This is a genomic window from Citrobacter sp. MGH100 (genome assembly GCF_001034465.1).
GTDB classification, from domain to species: Bacteria; Pseudomonadota; Gammaproteobacteria; order Enterobacterales; family Enterobacteriaceae; genus Citrobacter; species Citrobacter youngae.
The window spans coordinates 24,271-39,618 of the sequence record NZ_KQ089802.1 but is presented as its reverse complement, the minus strand read 5'-3'; the positions used below and the strand labels follow the sequence as shown (position 1 = coordinate 39,618).

The 15,348-nt window shown below is 51.4% G+C and carries 19 protein-coding genes; 16 read left to right on the top strand and 3 right to left on the bottom strand.

What is annotated here, in order from left to right; genetic code table 11:
* Nucleotides 1-21 precede the first annotated feature (21 nt).
* The gene (locus tag SK32_RS18120) at nt 22-1,923 is read right to left on the bottom strand and encodes an ABC transporter ATP-binding protein (protein WP_048213531.1); all 1,902 of its coding nucleotides are present in this window, start codon (nt 1,921-1,923) and stop codon (nt 22-24) included.
* Between the two features lie 132 nt (nt 1,924-2,055).
* On the opposite strand from SK32_RS18120, the gene kefG reads away from it, so the two are divergent.
* The 4 genes from kefG to slyD all read left to right on the top strand — a co-directional run bounded on the left by kefG (nt 2,056) and on the right by slyD (nt 5,322).
* On the top strand, nt 2,056-2,607 hold the full coding sequence (kefG, locus tag SK32_RS18115) for a glutathione-regulated potassium-efflux system ancillary protein KefG (RefSeq protein ID WP_048213530.1): 552 nt from the start codon (nt 2,056-2,058) through the stop codon (nt 2,605-2,607).
* Nucleotides 2,607-4,412, top strand: coding sequence for a glutathione-regulated potassium-efflux system protein KefB (kefB, locus tag SK32_RS18110; RefSeq protein ID WP_048213529.1), 1,806 nt, complete (start codon nt 2,607-2,609; stop codon nt 4,410-4,412). The genes kefG and kefB overlap by 1 nt, the downstream gene beginning before the upstream one ends.
* A gap of 9 nt (nt 4,413-4,421) precedes the next feature.
* Nucleotides 4,422-4,622 carry a YheV family putative zinc ribbon protein gene (locus SK32_RS18105; RefSeq protein ID WP_048213528.1) on the top strand — a complete coding sequence of 67 codons (201 nt, stop codon included), beginning with the start codon at nt 4,422-4,424 and terminating at the stop codon, nt 4,620-4,622.
* Nucleotides 4,623-4,716: 94 nt separating this feature from the next.
* The gene (gene slyD / locus SK32_RS18100) at nt 4,717-5,322 is read left to right on the top strand and encodes a peptidylprolyl isomerase (protein ID WP_003023634.1); all 606 of its coding nucleotides are present in this window, start codon (nt 4,717-4,719) and stop codon (nt 5,320-5,322) included.
* A gap of 198 nt (nt 5,323-5,520) precedes the next feature.
* Here slyD and SK32_RS18095 read toward each other — a convergent pair whose 3' ends face one another.
* Entirely contained in the window at nt 5,521-5,739 is a 219-nt protein-coding gene (locus tag SK32_RS18095) for a protein SlyX (protein WP_003023639.1), read from the bottom strand.
* Nucleotides 5,740-5,971: 232 nt separating this feature from the next.
* Here SK32_RS18095 and fkpA point away from each other — a divergent pair, with 232 nt between their 5' ends.
* The 11 genes from fkpA to bfr all read left to right on the top strand — a co-directional run bounded on the left by fkpA (nt 5,972) and on the right by bfr (nt 14,179).
* A complete protein-coding gene (gene fkpA, locus SK32_RS18090) occupies nt 5,972-6,790 on the top strand; it encodes an FKBP-type peptidyl-prolyl cis-trans isomerase (protein ID WP_048213527.1) in 819 nt (272 codons plus the stop codon).
* Between the two features lie 167 nt (nt 6,791-6,957).
* The gene (locus SK32_RS18085; protein WP_003023643.1) at nt 6,958-7,680 is read left to right on the top strand and encodes a helix-turn-helix transcriptional regulator; all 723 of its coding nucleotides are present in this window, start codon (nt 6,958-6,960) and stop codon (nt 7,678-7,680) included.
* On the top strand, nt 7,680-8,066 hold the full coding sequence (gene tusD / locus SK32_RS18080) for a sulfurtransferase complex subunit TusD (RefSeq protein ID WP_005121677.1): 387 nt from the start codon (nt 7,680-7,682) through the stop codon (nt 8,064-8,066). The genes SK32_RS18085 and tusD overlap by 1 nt, the downstream gene beginning before the upstream one ends.
* Complete coding sequence (gene tusC / locus SK32_RS18075) at nt 8,066-8,425, top strand: sulfurtransferase complex subunit TusC (RefSeq protein WP_048213526.1); 360 nt, start codon at nt 8,066-8,068, stop codon at nt 8,423-8,425. Before tusD ends, tusC begins: the two co-directional genes overlap by 1 nt.
* 7 nt (nt 8,426-8,432) lie before the next feature.
* Nucleotides 8,433-8,720: a sulfurtransferase complex subunit TusB gene (gene tusB, locus SK32_RS18070; protein WP_008786292.1), complete on the top strand. Its 288-nt coding sequence runs from the start codon at nt 8,433-8,435 to the stop codon at nt 8,718-8,720.
* A gap of 125 nt (nt 8,721-8,845) precedes the next feature.
* Complete coding sequence (gene rpsL, locus SK32_RS18065; protein WP_003023654.1) at nt 8,846-9,220, top strand: 30S ribosomal protein S12; 375 nt, start codon at nt 8,846-8,848, stop codon at nt 9,218-9,220.
* 95 nt (nt 9,221-9,315) lie between these two features.
* A complete protein-coding gene (rpsG, locus tag SK32_RS18060) occupies nt 9,316-9,786 on the top strand; it encodes a 30S ribosomal protein S7 (protein ID WP_003023657.1) in 471 nt (156 codons plus the stop codon).
* Nucleotides 9,787-9,882: 96 nt separating this feature from the next.
* A complete protein-coding gene (gene fusA, locus SK32_RS18055) occupies nt 9,883-11,997 on the top strand; it encodes an elongation factor G (protein WP_003023659.1) in 2,115 nt (704 codons plus the stop codon).
* A 69-nt stretch (nt 11,998-12,066) separates the two neighbouring features.
* Nucleotides 12,067-13,251: an elongation factor Tu gene (gene tuf, locus SK32_RS18050; protein ID WP_003031109.1), complete on the top strand. Its 1,185-nt coding sequence runs from the start codon at nt 12,067-12,069 to the stop codon at nt 13,249-13,251.
* A gap of 185 nt (nt 13,252-13,436) precedes the next feature.
* Nucleotides 13,437-13,631: a bacterioferritin-associated ferredoxin gene (gene bfd / locus SK32_RS18045; RefSeq protein ID WP_003031111.1), complete on the top strand. Its 195-nt coding sequence runs from the start codon at nt 13,437-13,439 to the stop codon at nt 13,629-13,631.
* A gap of 71 nt (nt 13,632-13,702) precedes the next feature.
* Entirely contained in the window at nt 13,703-14,179 is a 477-nt protein-coding gene (gene bfr / locus SK32_RS18040; RefSeq protein ID WP_048213525.1) for a bacterioferritin, read from the top strand.
* Here bfr and SK32_RS18035 read toward each other — a convergent pair.
* Nucleotides 14,176-14,643 carry a prepilin peptidase gene (locus tag SK32_RS18035; protein ID WP_048213524.1) on the bottom strand — a complete coding sequence of 156 codons (468 nt, stop codon included), beginning with the start codon at nt 14,641-14,643 and terminating at the stop codon, nt 14,176-14,178. The genes bfr and SK32_RS18035 overlap by 4 nt on opposite strands.
* Nucleotides 14,644-15,023: 380 nt before the next feature.
* On the opposite strand from SK32_RS18035, the gene rpsJ reads away from it, so the two are divergent.
* Complete coding sequence (gene rpsJ, locus SK32_RS18030) at nt 15,024-15,335, top strand: 30S ribosomal protein S10 (RefSeq protein ID WP_001181005.1); 312 nt, start codon at nt 15,024-15,026, stop codon at nt 15,333-15,335.
* Nucleotides 15,336-15,348 lie beyond the last annotated feature (13 nt).

Sequence of the window (15,348 nt, the reverse complement as noted above, 5' to 3'; positions counted from 1 at the left end):
AGCCAATATGTGATTTTGTGCTTACTCGGCCAGCATCTGCTCAAGCTGCTCCTGCGCATCCAGCCAGGCCATCTCACACTCTTCCAGCCCGGACTTCGCGCTTGCCTGTTGTTGCAGACATGCCGTGAGCTCAGCTTTACGGCTTTGGTCGTACAGTTCGCTGTCGCCGAGTTTCTCTTCCGCCTGTGCCAGCTGTGCGTGCAGTTTCTCCATCTCTTTTTCCAGACGAGTAATCTCTTTACGCAGCGGTTGCGTCAGGGTGCGCAGCTCCGCTTCGCGACGCTTCTGGTCTTTGCGCGCCTGGGCGCTGTTAACGCTCTCTTTCGCCGGTTCGTCGCCCTGGCTTTCCTGTTTTTGCACATCGCTCAGCCACTGCTGATAATCCTCCAGATCGCCGTCAAACGGCTCGACTTTCTTGTCGTGTACCAGATAGAGGTCGTCGGTGGTGGAGCGAATCAGGTGACGGTCGTGCGAAACCACGACCAGCGCGCCTTCGAAATCGATCAGCGCTTCGGTCAGCGCCTGACGCATATCTAAATCCAGGTGGTTGGTCGGTTCATCGAGCAGCAGTAGGTTCGGGCGCTGCCAGACGATCAACGCCAGCACCAGACGCGCTTTTTCGCCACCGGAGAAGCGACGGGTTTCTTCGCTGACTTTATCGCCCTGGAAGCCGAATCCGCCGAGGTAGTCTCGCAGTTTCTGCTCAAGCTCCTGCGGCGCCATGCGCGCCAGGTGCTGGATAGGCGATTCATCGGCACGTAAAAACTCCAGCTGGTGCTGAGCGAAGTAGCCCAGCTTGATGCCTTTCGCCAGGCCAATCTCGCCGCTGATGGGGGCCAGTTCGCCGGCCAGCAGCTTAATCAGCGTTGATTTACCCGCACCGTTGCGGCCTAACAGGCCGATGCGAGAACCCGGCACCAGATTCAGTTTGATAGAGTCGAGGATTGTGCGATCACCGTAGCCAGCACTCACTTTTTCCATTTTCAGCAGCGGATTAGGCAGGCTTTCAGGTTCACGGAAGCTGAAATGGAAAGGGTTATCGACATGGGCTGGAGCGATAAGCTCCATACGCTCCAGCATTTTGATACGGCTCTGCGCCTGCTTTGCTTTGGTGGCTTTAGCACGGAAACGATCGATATAGCTTTGCAGATGCGCCACACGCTCCTGCTGGCTTTCGTACATGGCCTGTTGCTGCGCGAGGCGGGTCGCACGCTGGATTTCAAACGCGCTGTAGTTGCCGGTGTACTCGAACATGGTTTGTTGTTCGATATGGATAATTTTATCCACCACCGGATCGAGGAAGTCGCGGTCGTGGGAGATCAAAATCAGCGTGCCCTGATAGCTTTTCAGCCATCTTTCCAGCCAGATCACCGCGTCGAGATCGAGGTGGTTGGTCGGTTCATCGAGCAGCAGCAGGTCTGAACGGCAAATCAGCGCCTGTGCCAGGTTGAGACGCATACGCCAGCCACCGGAGAAGTCGCTGACCGGGCGCTCGAGCTGTTCGTTGGAGAAGCCGAGGCCATGCAGCAGACTGGCGGCGCGTGAACGTACGGTCCAGGCGTCAATGGCATCCAGTTTTCCATGGACGGTGGCAATGGCGTGTCCATCGTTACGTTCATTGGCATCGTTTAACTGGGCTTCCAGTTGGCGATATTCGCGGTCGCCATCAATCACGTATTCCAGCGCAGGCTGTGGTAACGCAGGCGTTTCCTGATTCACCCATGCGAGCTGCCAGTTTCCCGGGAACGTAAATCCGCCGGCGTCAGCGCTGATTTCATTTTTCAGCAATGCCAGCAGGGTAGATTTACCGCAGCCATTTTTACCCACCAGGCCAACCTTCTGCCCGGGATTAATGGTGGCCGTGGCATTGTCCAGCAAGACGCGCACGCCGCGACGAATTTGTAACGATGAGAAAACAATCATAAGGCGCCGTATGTTCAGACTATGTTAATTTATCATTATGATAATGTAATGTGTGGGCCGTTTGCCGCACCGAGGCGCAATGGTAGCCCAAAACGCCGAAAATAGACAAAAGACAAAACCGGGAGGGGGATGATGTCCCAGCCAGCGAAAGTGTTGCTGCTGTATGCCCATCCGGAATCTCAGGACTCGGTCGCGAACCGGGTTCTGCTTAAACCGGCCATACAGCTCAGTAATGTTACCGTGCACGACCTATACGCGCACTATCCCGATTTTTTTATCGATATTTCTCACGAGCAGGAACTGCTGCGTGAGCATGATGTGATTGTTTTTCAACATCCGCTCTATACCTATAGCTGCCCGGCCCTGCTAAAGGAGTGGCTTGACCGCGTACTGAGCCGCGGGTTTGCCAGTGGCCCCGGAGGGAATCAACTGGCGGGAAAGTACTGGCGGAGTGTGATCACTACCGGCGAACCGGAAAGCGCCTACCGCTATGACGCGCTAAACCGCTATCCGATGAGTGATGTGCTACGCCCTTTCGAGCTGACGGCAGGAATGTGCCGGATGCACTGGATGAGCCCCATCATCGTTTACTGGGCCAGACGGCAAACGAAGCAGGAGCTGGACAGCCATGCGAAAGCGTATGGTGACTGGCTGGCGAATCCGATCCCTGTGGGAGGCCGCTGATGGAAGGTTCTGATTTATTGACTGCAGGAGTGCTGTTCCTTTTCGCGGCGGTGGCTGCGGTGCCGTTGGCATCGCGGCTGGGTATTGGACCGGTGTTGGGTTATTTGCTGGCGGGGATCGCTATTGGCCCATGGGGACTTGGATTCATCAGCGATGTGGATGAAATTCTGCACTTCTCCGAGCTGGGCGTGGTCTTCCTGATGTTCATCATCGGGCTGGAACTTAACCCGGCCAAACTATGGCAATTGCGGCGTTCAATTTTTGGTGTCGGTGCCGCGCAGGTGTTACTTAGCGCGCTTGTCCTGGCAGGGTTATTGATGCTCACTGACTTTTCCTGGCAGGCGGCAGTGGTTGGCGGCATTGGTCTGGCGATGTCATCGACCGCAATGGCGTTACAGCTGATGCGGGAAAAAGGGATGAACCGCAGCGAATCCGGACAACTGGGCTTTTCGGTGCTGTTGTTCCAGGATCTGGCGGTGATCCCGGCGTTGGCGCTGGTTCCGCTGTTAGCAGGATCAGCCGATGAACATTTTGACTGGATCAAAGTGGGCATGAAAGTGTTGGCTTTTGCTGGCATGTTGATTGGCGGACGCTATCTGCTGCGTCCTGTATTTCGCTTTATTGCGGGGTCCGGCGTGCGGGAAGTATTCACCGCTGCGACGCTGCTGTTGGTGCTGGGTTCTGCTTTATTTATGGATGCGCTGGGGCTGTCGATGGCGCTGGGAACGTTTATCGCTGGCGTGCTGCTGGCGGAAAGCGAATACCGACATGAACTGGAAACGGCGATTGATCCCTTTAAAGGGCTTTTGCTCGGGTTATTTTTCATCTCTGTGGGGATGTCACTTAACCTTGGCGTGCTTTATACCCATATTTTGTGGGTAGTGGCGAGCGTGATAGTACTGGTCATCGTGAAGACGCTGGTGCTCTATGTGTTGGCGCGACTGAACGGCATGAGAAGCTCGGAGCGGATGCAATTTGCGGGGGTGCTAAGCCAGGGCGGAGAATTTGCCTTCGTGCTTTTTTCAACAGCATCTTCCCAGCGGCTGTTTCAGGGCGATCAAATGGCACTTTTGCTGGTAACCGTCACGCTGTCGATGATGACCACGCCACTGCTGATGAAGCTGATTGATAAATGGCTCTCCCGCCAGTTTAACGGCCCGGATGAAGAAGATGAAAAACCCTGGGTGGAAGACGATAAGCCGCAGGTGATTGTGGTGGGGTTTGGGCGCTTTGGTCAGGTCATCGGTCGCCTGTTAATGGCCAATAAGATGCGTATTACCGTTCTGGAACGGGATATTAGTGCGGTGAATCTGATGCGTAAATATGGCTATAAAGTCTATTACGGCGATGCCACACAGGTGGAGCTTTTACGTTCCGCTGGCGCAGAGGCGGCGCAGTCTATTGTGATCACCTGCAATGAACCTGAAGACACGATGAAGCTGGTGGAATTGTGCCAACAACATTTTCCGCATTTGCATATTCTTGCGCGAGCGCGCGGACGTGTAGAGGCGCATGAGTTATTACAGGCAGGTGTCACGCAGTTTTCCCGTGAAACTTTCTCGAGCGCACTGGAACTGGGGCGCAAAGCGCTGGTGTCGTTGGGGATGCATCCGCATCAGGCGCAGCGTGCCCAGTTGCATTTTCGTCGACTCGATATGCACATGCTACGGGAATTGATCCCAATGCACACCGATACGGTGCAAATCTCTCGTGCCAGAGAGGCCCGACGCGAGCTGGAGGAGATTTTCCAGCGGGAGATGCAGAAAGAACGGCGCCAGCTGGATGGCTGGGATGAATTTGAGTAGAGGATAACCATGGCAATTCGTAAACGTTTTATTGCAGGCGCAAAATGTCCGTCCTGCCAGGCGCAGGATTCGCTGGCGATGTGGCGTGAAAATAATATCGATATTGTTGAGTGTGTTAAGTGCGGTCATCAGATGCGCGAGGCCGATAAACAGGCCCGCGAGCACGTTCGCAAAGAAGAGCAAGTGATCGGGATTTTTCATCCGGACTAGCGATATGCCGCAGCTTTTTTTAAGCTAGAGGGTACACGGGTGCAGAATTCCGCTACAATCTGCGCCACTATTCTTTCCATGCTCAGGAGATATCATGAAAGTAGCAAAGGACCTGGTGGTCAGCCTGGCCTATCAGGTACGTACAGAAGACGGTGTGTTGGTTGATGAGTCTCCGGTGAGTGCACCGCTGGACTACCTGCATGGTCACGGTTCCCTGATTTCTGGCCTGGAAACAGCGCTGGACGGTCATGAAGTTGGCGACAAATTCGATGTTGCTGTTGGCGCAAACGACGCATACGGTCAGTACGACGAAAACCTGGTGCAGCGTGTTCCTAAAGACGTCTTCATGGGCGTTGACGAACTGCAGGTTGGCATGCGTTTCCTGGCTGAAACTGACCAAGGGCCGGTACCGGTAGAAATTACCGAAGTAGAAGACGACCACGTTGTGGTTGACGGTAACCACATGCTGGCTGGCCAGAATCTGAAATTCAACGTCGAAGTTGTCGCGATCCGCGAAGCGACCGAAGAAGAACTGGCTCATGGCCACGTTCACGGCGCGCACGGCCACGACCACGATCATGACCACGGTCATGACGGTTGCTGCGGTGGTCACGGCCACGACCATGGTCACGAGCACGGCGGCGAAGGCTGCTGCGGCGGTGGTGGTAAAGGTAACGGCGGCGGCTGCGGTTGCCACTAATACCCTTCGTCTTTCAACCCACAGCGGTGTTGGCTGCGCTTTCGAATCCTGGTCACATAGTTATCTATGCTCCCAGGACTTCCTCAAGCTTGCCGCCTTGCTGTGATTTGAAATCCTTTGGGTATATGTGAGTAGATCCGATAAGTGTTAGCGCTTTCGGACACAAAAAAAGCGGGAATATCCCGCTTTTTTTACGTCTCAATAATGTGGCGGAGGGGTCTCTTCAGACTGTGACGCGATATGAGACGGCTGAGTGGCTTTGAGCTTTTCTGTCAGCAGACGCAGATGGTCGCGCAGTTTGGCCATTTCCAGTTCATGCGCGGTCACGGTTACGTTCAGCTCCTCAATGGTTATCTCCTGAAACGCCAGGCGACTCTCCAGTTCAGCCAGGCGAGTTTCCATCGTTGTATCCTGCATGATTCACCTCTTCTGTTTTTCTCCGGCAGATCGCGGACTGCGGCGAATTCTACTTAACTTTGCCTGTTTGCACAGCACACAATCTTCGGTCACGAAACTAATTTAAACAAAAAGAGTCTGAAAAGTGGTGATAATAGGGCGTGCCTGTATGTTGATTTGTTCTGCAACGCTTTATAGTACATTTTTATGTTAGTTAACCCTGGGGTGAGATGCCCCGGCCCTGGAGAGATGGATGAAATCACTGTTTAAAGTAACGCTGCTGGCGACCACAATGGCCGTTGCACTGCATGCCCCGATCACCTTCGCTGCTGATGCCGCGAAACCAGCCGCTACTGCTGACAGCAAAGCAGCATTCAAAAATGACGACCAAAAAGCCGCTTACGCGCTGGGCGCGTCCCTGGGTCGTTATATGGAAAACTCCCTGAAAGAACAGGAAAAACTGGGCATCAAACTGGATAAAGATCAGTTGATCGCGGGTGTTCAGGATGCGTTTGCAGATAAGAGCAAACTGTCTGACCAGGAAATCGAACAAACTCTGCAGGCATTTGAAGCGCGCGTGAAGAGCTCCGCTCAGGCAAAAATGGAAAAAGACGCGGCTGACAACGAAGCCAAAGGTAAAGTATACCGCGAGAAATTTGCTAAAGAGAAAGGCGTTAAAACCTCTGCCACTGGCCTGGTCTACAAAGTAGAGAAAGAAGGTACCGGTGCCGCTCCGAAAGACAGCGATACTGTAGTCGTAAACTACAAAGGTACGCTGATCGATGGTAAAGAGTTTGATAACTCTTACACCCGTGGTGAGCCGCTCTCTTTCCGTCTTGACGGCGTGATCCCGGGCTGGACTGAAGGCCTGAAAAACATCAAGAAAGGCGGCAAAATCCAGTTGGTTATCCCACCGGATCTGGCATACGGTAAAACTGGCGTTCCGGGCATCCCGGCAAACTCCACGCTGGTCTTTGATGTTGAGCTGTTAGATATCAAACCGGCACCAAAAGCCGATGCGCAGCCAGAAGCTGCACCGGCTGATAAAGCTGCAGACAGCAGCAAAAAGTAAGAGAACAAAAACCGCCGCCCACAGGGCGGCGGTTTTTTATTATCGACAGGATATAATTAATACTGGAAAGCGCCTTGTGCGCTGTATTACTTTAGATGCCCCTATAATAGTGATGAGCCTGCCCTGACAACATAACGACAGGCTCCTGAAAAGGAGTGCTTTTTTTCATGTCCAGGTCGCTTTTAACCAACGAAACCAGTGAGCTAGATTTACTGGATCAACGTCCTTTCGATCAAACCGACTTCGATATCCTTAAATCCTATGAAGCGGTAGTGGACGGGTTGGCGATGCTCATTGGTTCCCATTGTGAAATCGTATTGCACTCTTTGCAGGATTTGAAATGCTCGGCCATTCGCATCGCTAACGGTGAACACACGGGCCGTAAAATTGGCTCGCCGATTACCGACCTTGCGTTGCGTATGCTGCATGATATGACGGGTGCGGATAGCAGCGTGTCGAAGTGTTATTTCACACGCGCGAAAAGCGGTGTCTTGATGAAGTCGGTGACGATTGCCATTCGCAACCGTGAGCATCGCGTGATTGGTCTGCTGTGCATCAACATGAACCTTGATGTCCCTTTCTCGCAGATAATGAATACCTTTATCCCACCGGAAACCCCGGAAGTGGGCTCTGCCGTCAACTTCGCTTCTTCGGTGGAAGATCTGGTTACCCAGACGCTGGAATTCACAATCGAAGAAGTAAATGCCGATCGCAATGTTTCCAACAACGCGAAGAACCGCCAGATCGTCCTGAATTTGTATGAGAAAGGCATCTTCGATATTAAAGATGCCATCAACCAGGTCGCCGATCGTCTGAACATCTCTAAGCACACGGTCTACCTCTATATTCGCCAGTTCAAAAGCGGTGATTTCCAGGGGCAAGATAAGTAATGCGTTTTGCCATCATGGTAACCGGGCCCGCCTACGGTACACAGCAAGCGAGTAGCGCATTGCAATTTGCGCATGCGCTACTCGAAGAAGGACACGAGTTGTGTAGCGTTTTCTTTTATCGTGAGGGCGTGTATAACGCGAACGTTCTGACATCGCCCGCCAGTGATGAATTTGATTTAGTTCGAGCCTGGCAAAAGCTTCACCAACAGCATGGTGTGGCGCTGAATATCTGTGTTGCGGCAGCCTTGCGGCGTGGTGTTGTTGATGAGACTGAAGCAACACGGCTAGGGTTGTCTGGTGCTAATTTACAATCAGGATTTACTCTCAGCGGTCTTGGATCGCTGGCTGAAGCATCCCTGACGTGCGATCGCGTGGTGCAGTTTTAATGAAACGTGTTGCCTTTGTTTTTTCTACTGTGCCGCACGGCAGCGCATCCGGCCGCGAAGGACTGGATGCTTTACTGGCGACATCTGCATTAACGGAAGATCTCGGTGTGTTCTTTATCGGTGATGGTGTCTTCCAGATCCTCCAGGGTCAACAACCGGATGTCGTTCTGGCGCGAGACTATATTGCTACTTTCAAACTGTTAGGATTGTACGATATAGAACAATGCTGGCTTTGTGCGGCCTCATTGCGTGAGCGAGGCCTGGCAGAGGGGGCGAATTTTGTGGTTGATGCGACGGCGCTTGAACCGGAAGATTTACGCCGTGAGTTAGGCAACTTTGACGTCATTTTAAGGTTTTGAGACTCTCATGCTGCACACACTACATCGCTCCGCGTGGCTTACCGATTTCTCCTCTCTTCTTCGCCTGGTAGATAAAGACGATGAGCTTTTATTGCTCCAGGATGGCGTGACGGCAGCAATCGAAGGAAGCCGTTTCCTTGAAAGTCTGCAAAATGCCTCCATTAAGGTTTATGTGCTGGAAGAAGACATTAAGGCTCGCGGTTTGAGTGGTCAAATTTCAGACAGTGTCGTCAGGGTTAGCTATACTGACTTCGTCAGACTTACGGTGAAGCATCCCAGCCAGATGTCCTGGTAATTGTGGGATCGTTGTATATTTCTTGACACCTTTTCGACACCGACCTAAAATTCTGCGTCCTCATATTGTATGAGGTCGTTTTATTACGTGTTTACGAAGCAAAAGCTAAAACCAGGAGCTATTTAATGGCAACAGTTAACCAGCTGGTACGCAAACCACGTGCACGCAAAGTTGCAAAAAGCAACGTGCCTGCGCTGGAAGCATGCCCGCAGAAACGTGGCGTATGTACTCGTGTATATACTACCACTCCTAAAAAACCGAACTCCGCACTGCGTAAAGTTTGCCGTGTTCGTCTGACTAACGGTTTTGAAGTGACTTCCTACATCGGTGGTGAAGGTCACAACCTGCAGGAGCACTCCGTGATCCTGATCCGTGGCGGTCGTGTAAAAGACCTCCCGGGTGTTCGTTACCACACCGTTCGTGGTGCGCTTGACTGCTCCGGCGTTAAAGACCGTAAGCAATCACGCTCCAAGTATGGCGTGAAACGTCCTAAGGCTTAATGGTTCTCCGTTAAGTAAGGCCAAACGTTTTATATTAATGTCAAACTAAACTCTTAGAGTTTTGGACAATCCTGAATTAACAACGGAGTATTTCCATGCCACGTCGTCGCGTCATTGGTCAGCGTAAAATTCTGCCGGATCCGAAGTTCGGATCAGAACTGCTGGCTAAATTTGTAAATATCCTGATGGTAGATGGTAAAAAATCTACTGCCGAAACTATCGTATACAGCGCGCTGGAGACCCTGGCTCAGCGTTCTGGTAAAAACGAACTGGAAGCTTTCGAAGTAGCTCTCGAAAACGTGCGCCCGACTGTCGAAGTTAAGTCTCGCCGCGTTGGTGGTTCTACTTATCAGGTACCAGTTGAAGTCCGTCCGGTCCGTCGTAATGCTCTGGCAATGCGTTGGATCGTTGAAGCTGCTCGTAAACGCGGTGATAAATCCATGGCTCTGCGCCTGGCGAACGAACTTTCTGATGCTGCAGAAAACAAAGGTACTGCAGTTAAGAAACGTGAAGACGTTCACCGTATGGCAGAAGCCAACAAGGCGTTCGCACACTACCGTTGGTAATCCCTTCGGAGTTTTAGTCACCAGGCGGGCGCTTCTAGTAAGCAGCCCGCTTTGGGCTACTTAAATTGAACGCCTAAAAGATAAACGAGGAATCAAATGGCTCGTACAACACCCATCGCGCGCTACCGTAACATCGGTATCAGTGCGCACATCGACGCCGGTAAAACCACTACTACCGAACGTATTCTGTTCTACACCGGTGTAAACCATAAAATCGGTGAAGTTCATGACGGCGCAGCCACCATGGACTGGATGGAGCAGGAGCAGGAGCGTGGTATTACTATCACCTCCGCAGCGACTACTGCATTCTGGTCTGGTATGGCTAAGCAGTACGAACCGCATCGCGTAAACATCATCGACACCCCGGGGCACGTTGACTTCACAATCGAAGTAGAACGTTCCATGCGTGTGCTTGATGGTGCAGTAATGGTTTACTGCGCAGTTGGTGGTGTTCAGCCTCAGTCTGAAACCGTATGGCGTCAGGCAAACAAATATAAAGTTCCGCGCATTGCGTTCGTTAACAAAATGGACCGTATGGGTGCGAACTTCCTGAAAGTTGTTGGTCAGATCAAAACCCGTCTGGGCGCGAACCCTGTTCCGCTGCAGCTGGCAATTGGCGCTGAAGAAGCGTTCACCGGTGTTGTTGACCTGGTGAAAATGAAAGCCATCAACTGGAACGAAGAAGATGCAGGCGTAACCTTCACTTATGAAGATATCCCGGCTGACATGCAGGAACTGGCTGAAGAATGGCACCAGAACCTGATCGAGTCCGCAGCGGAAGCTTCAGAAGAGCTGATGGAGAAATACCTGGGTGGTGAAGAACTGACTGAAGAAGAGATCAAAAAAGCTCTGCGTCAGCGTGTTCTGAACAACGAAATCATCCTGGTAACCTGTGGTTCTGCGTTCAAGAACAAAGGTGTTCAGGCGATGCTGGATGCGGTAATTGATTACCTGCCATCCCCAGTCGACGTACCTGCGATCAACGGTATTCTGGACGACGGTAAAGATACTCCTGCTGAGCGTCATGCTAGCGATGACGAGCCGTTTGCTGCTCTGGCATTCAAAATCGCTACCGACCCGTTCGTGGGTAACCTGACCTTCTTCCGCGTGTACTCTGGTGTGGTTAACTCCGGTGACACCATCCTGAACTCCGTGAAAACTGCACGTGAACGTTTCGGCCGTATCGTACAGATGCACGCTAACAAACGTGAAGAGATCAAAGAAGTTCGCGCGGGCGATATCGCTGCTGCTATCGGTCTGAAAGACGTGACCACTGGTGACACTCTGTGTGACCCGGATCACCCGATCATTCTGGAACGTATGGAATTCCCTGAGCCGGTAATTTCCATCGCGGTAGAGCCGAAAACCAAAGCTGACCAGGAAAAAATGGGTCTGGCTCTGGGCCGTCTGGCTAAAGAAGACCCGTCATTCCGCGTATGGACTGACGAAGAATCTAACCAGACCATTATCGCTGGTATGGGTGAGCTGCACCTCGACATCATCGTTGACCGTATGAAGCGTGAATTCAACGTTGAAGCGAACGTCGGTAAACCTCAGGTTGCTTACCGTGAAGCGATTCGCGCGAAAGTTACCGATATCGAAGGTAAACACGCTAAGCAGTCTGGTGGTCGCGGTCAGTACGGTCATGTTGTTATCGACATGTACCCGCTGGAGCCGGGTTCAAACCCGAAAGGCTACGAGTTCATCAACGACATCAAAGGTGGTGTAATTCCTGGCGAATACATCCCGGCCGTTGATAAAGGCATCCAGGAACAGCTGAAATCTGGCCCGCTGGCTGGTTACCCGGTTGTTGATCTGGGCGTGCGTCTGCACTTCGGTTCTTACCATGACGTTGACTCCTCTGAGCTGGCGTTTAAACTGGCCGCTTCTATCGCCTTCAAAGATGGCTTTAAGAAAGCGAAACCAGTTCTGCTTGAGCCTATCATGAAGGTTGAAGTAGAGACTCCGGAAGAGAACACCGGTGACGTAATCGGTGACTTGAGCCGCCGTCGTGGTATGCTTCGTGGTCAGGAATCCAACGTCACTGGCGTTGTTATCCATGCTGAAGTTCCGCTGTCTGAAATGTTCGGATATGCAACCCAGCTGCGTTCTCTGACCAAAGGCCGTGCTTCTTACTCCATGGAGTTCCTGAAGTACGACGATGCGCCGAACAACGTTGCTCAGGCCGTTATTGAAGCCCGTGGTAAATAATCCACAGGATTAAAACCTAAGTCCCGTGCTCTCTCCATAGGGGAGAGCACTATAGTAAGGAATATAGCCGTGTCTAAAGAAAAATTTGAACGTACAAAACCGCACGTTAACGTCGGCACCATCGGCCACGTTGACCACGGTAAAACTACCCTGACCGCTGCAATCACTACCGTACTGGCTAAAACCTACGGCGGTGCTGCTCGTGCATTCGACCAGATCGATAACGCGCCGGAAGAAAAAGCTCGTGGTATCACCATCAACACTTCTCACGTTGAATATGACACCCCGACTCGCCACTACGCACACGTAGACTGCCCGGGCCACGCCGACTATGTTAAAAACATGATCACCGGTGCTGCGCAGATGGACGGCGCGATCCTGGTTGTTGCTGCGACTGACGGCCCGATGCCGCAGACTCGTGAGCACATCCTGCTGGGTCGTCAGGTAGGCGTTCCGTACATCATCGTGTTCCTGAACAAATGCGACATGGTTGATGACGAAGAGCTGCTGGAACTGGTAGAAATGGAAGTTCGTGAACTTCTGTCTCAGTACGATTTCCCGGGCGACGACACTCCGATCGTTCGTGGTTCTGCTCTTAAAGCGCTGGAAGGCGAAGCAGAGTGGGAAGCGAAAATCATCGAACTGGCTGGCTTCCTGGATTCTTACATCCCGGAACCAGAACGTGCTATCGATAAGCCGTTCCTGCTGCCAATCGAAGACGTATTCTCCATCTCCGGTCGTGGTACCGTTGTTACCGGTCGTGTAGAACGCGGTATCATCAAAGTTGGTGAAGAAGTTGAAATCGTTGGTATCAAAGAGACTGCCAAGTCTACCTGTACCGGCGTTGAAATGTTCCGCAAACTGCTGGACGAAGGCCGTGCTGGTGAGAACGTTGGTGTTCTGCTGCGTGGTATCAAACGTGAAGAAATCGAACGTGGTCAGGTACTGGCTAAGCCGGGCTCTATCAAGCCGCACACCAAGTTCGAATCTGAAGTGTACATTCTGTCCAAAGACGAAGGCGGCCGTCATACTCCGTTCTTCAAAGGCTACCGTCCGCAGTTCTACTTCCGTACTACTGACGTGACTGGTACCATCGAACTGCCGGAAGGCGTAGAGATGGTAATGCCGGGCGACAACATCAAAATGGTTGTTACCCTGATCCACCCGATCGCGATGGACGACGGTCTGCGTTTCGCAATCCGTGAAGGCGGCCGTACTGTAGGTGCGGGCGTTGTTGCTAAAGTAATGAGCTAATTATTGATTAATTGGCTTTGAGCTTAAAAAGGGCGCTTAGGCGCCCTTTTTGCTGCCTGCAATTTAGTAGCTGTCATATTTATTCGCATTTTTTATTCATTCTCCCGCCGCGTAAATAGCGTTGTGCTATTGTAATCATAACTATTCTCATTTACACTTTGCGCAGAAATTGAACGGGAGCGATCATGTACGTTTGTTTGTGTAATGCGATAAGTGATAAAAAAATTCGTCAGGCTGTTCGCCAGTTTCATCCTCAGTCCTTTCAGCAATTACGTAAGTTTATTCCTGTTGGAAATCAGTGCGGTAAGTGCATTCGTGCTGCGCGTGAAGTCATGCAGGATGAATTAACGCAAATGCCAGAATTTAAAGAGATCGCCTAAGTCACACTCTTTTTTTTGACATCCCTGTAGCCCCATCTACGCTCTAAGAGTGGAAGCGGAGGGACTATAAAATGAAAGGTGATGTTAAAATCATAAATTATCTCAATAAACTATTGGGAAATGAGCTTGTCGCGATCAACCAGTATTTTCTCCATGCTCGTATGTTTAAAAACTGGGGACTGACTCGCCTCAATGATGTTGAGTACCATGAATCTATCGACGAGATGAAACACGCTGATAAATATATTGAGCGTATTTTATTCTTAGAAGGTCTCCCAAACTTACAAGATCTAGGTAAGTTGGGGATTGGTGAAGATGTTGAAGAGATGCTGCAATCCGATCTTCGACTCGAGCTTGATGGTGCGAAAGATTTACGCGAAGCCATTGCTTACGCCGATAGCGTTCATGACTATGTTAGTCGGGACATGATGATTGAGATCCTGACCGAAGAAGAAGGGCATATCGATTGGCTCGAAACGGAGTTGGATCTGATTAGAAAACTTGGATTGCAAAACTATCTGCAATCGCAAATTAAGGTCAGCGACTAACCGCCCTGTATCAGATTTAGCCAGCCAACAACAAAACCCGCAGCCGCCAGATATGGCCCAAAAGGCAGCGGGTTTTTTAGTTTCTTTTTTCCATGCGTTATAAATGCTACACCTGTCATGCAGCAAGCCAGCCCGGCGGCAAGTAAGATCAACAGAGGTAATGAGTCCCATCGATGCCACGCGCCAAGTGCGGCGAGAAATTTTACGTCTCCATAGCCTAATCCTTCTTGATGCCATGCCAGGCGGTATCCCCAATAGAACAGAGAAAATACACCATACCCTGCAATGGCTCCCCAAAGTGCATCGGACAACTGTGTGGGGTTGCAACATTGATGAAAAAGAAGACCACTCCAGAGAAGAGGGCAGGTGAATTTGTCGGGCAATAGGCCAGTACGCAAATCCTGAACCCCAAGCAGTCCGGATAGAGAGATATAAATCAGCAAAAAGGGAAGTTCAGTATTCATGTCTCAATCCGGTGCGAGAAAGAGCTAACTATCAGGCAAGTAGCGCTAACTGCACAACGCCCGAATATCCATTTTGCTGACGTCTTTCCAGGGAATTTGCGCCGCGTAAAAGCGCATACAATCAGAGTGGAATAGCACTCGCATCTGCGTAAGAGTGATTAATTTCTACACGGCACTTGCGTCAGGCTGAGATTTACGTATAATGCGCGGGCTTGTCTAATATTGACAGCGGTTCGATATGAGCCACCGGTACTGCGAAAGCAATACCAGACAATGTTCCCAATCGGGGAACTCTGTAAGAACGGTTACACTCTCCCATCAATCGTAATGGGTTTGAGGAGTAACTATTTCGTCTATAAAATAATTGGAGCTCTGGTCTCATGCAGAACCAAAGAATCCGTATCCGTTTGAAAGCGTTTGATCATCGTCTGATCGATCAATCAACCGCGGAAATCGTCGAGACTGCCAAGCGCACTGGTGCGCAGGTTCGTGGTCCGATCCCGCTGCCGACCCGCAAAGAGCGTTTCACCGTTCTGATCTCCCCGCACGTCAACAAAGACGCGCGTGATCAGTACGAGATCCGTACTCACAAGCGTCTGGTTGACATCGTTGAGCCAACTGAAAAAACCGTTGATGCTCTGATGCGTCTGGACCTGGCTGCCGGTGTAGACGTGCAGATCAGCCTGGGTTAATCAGGTCATCGAG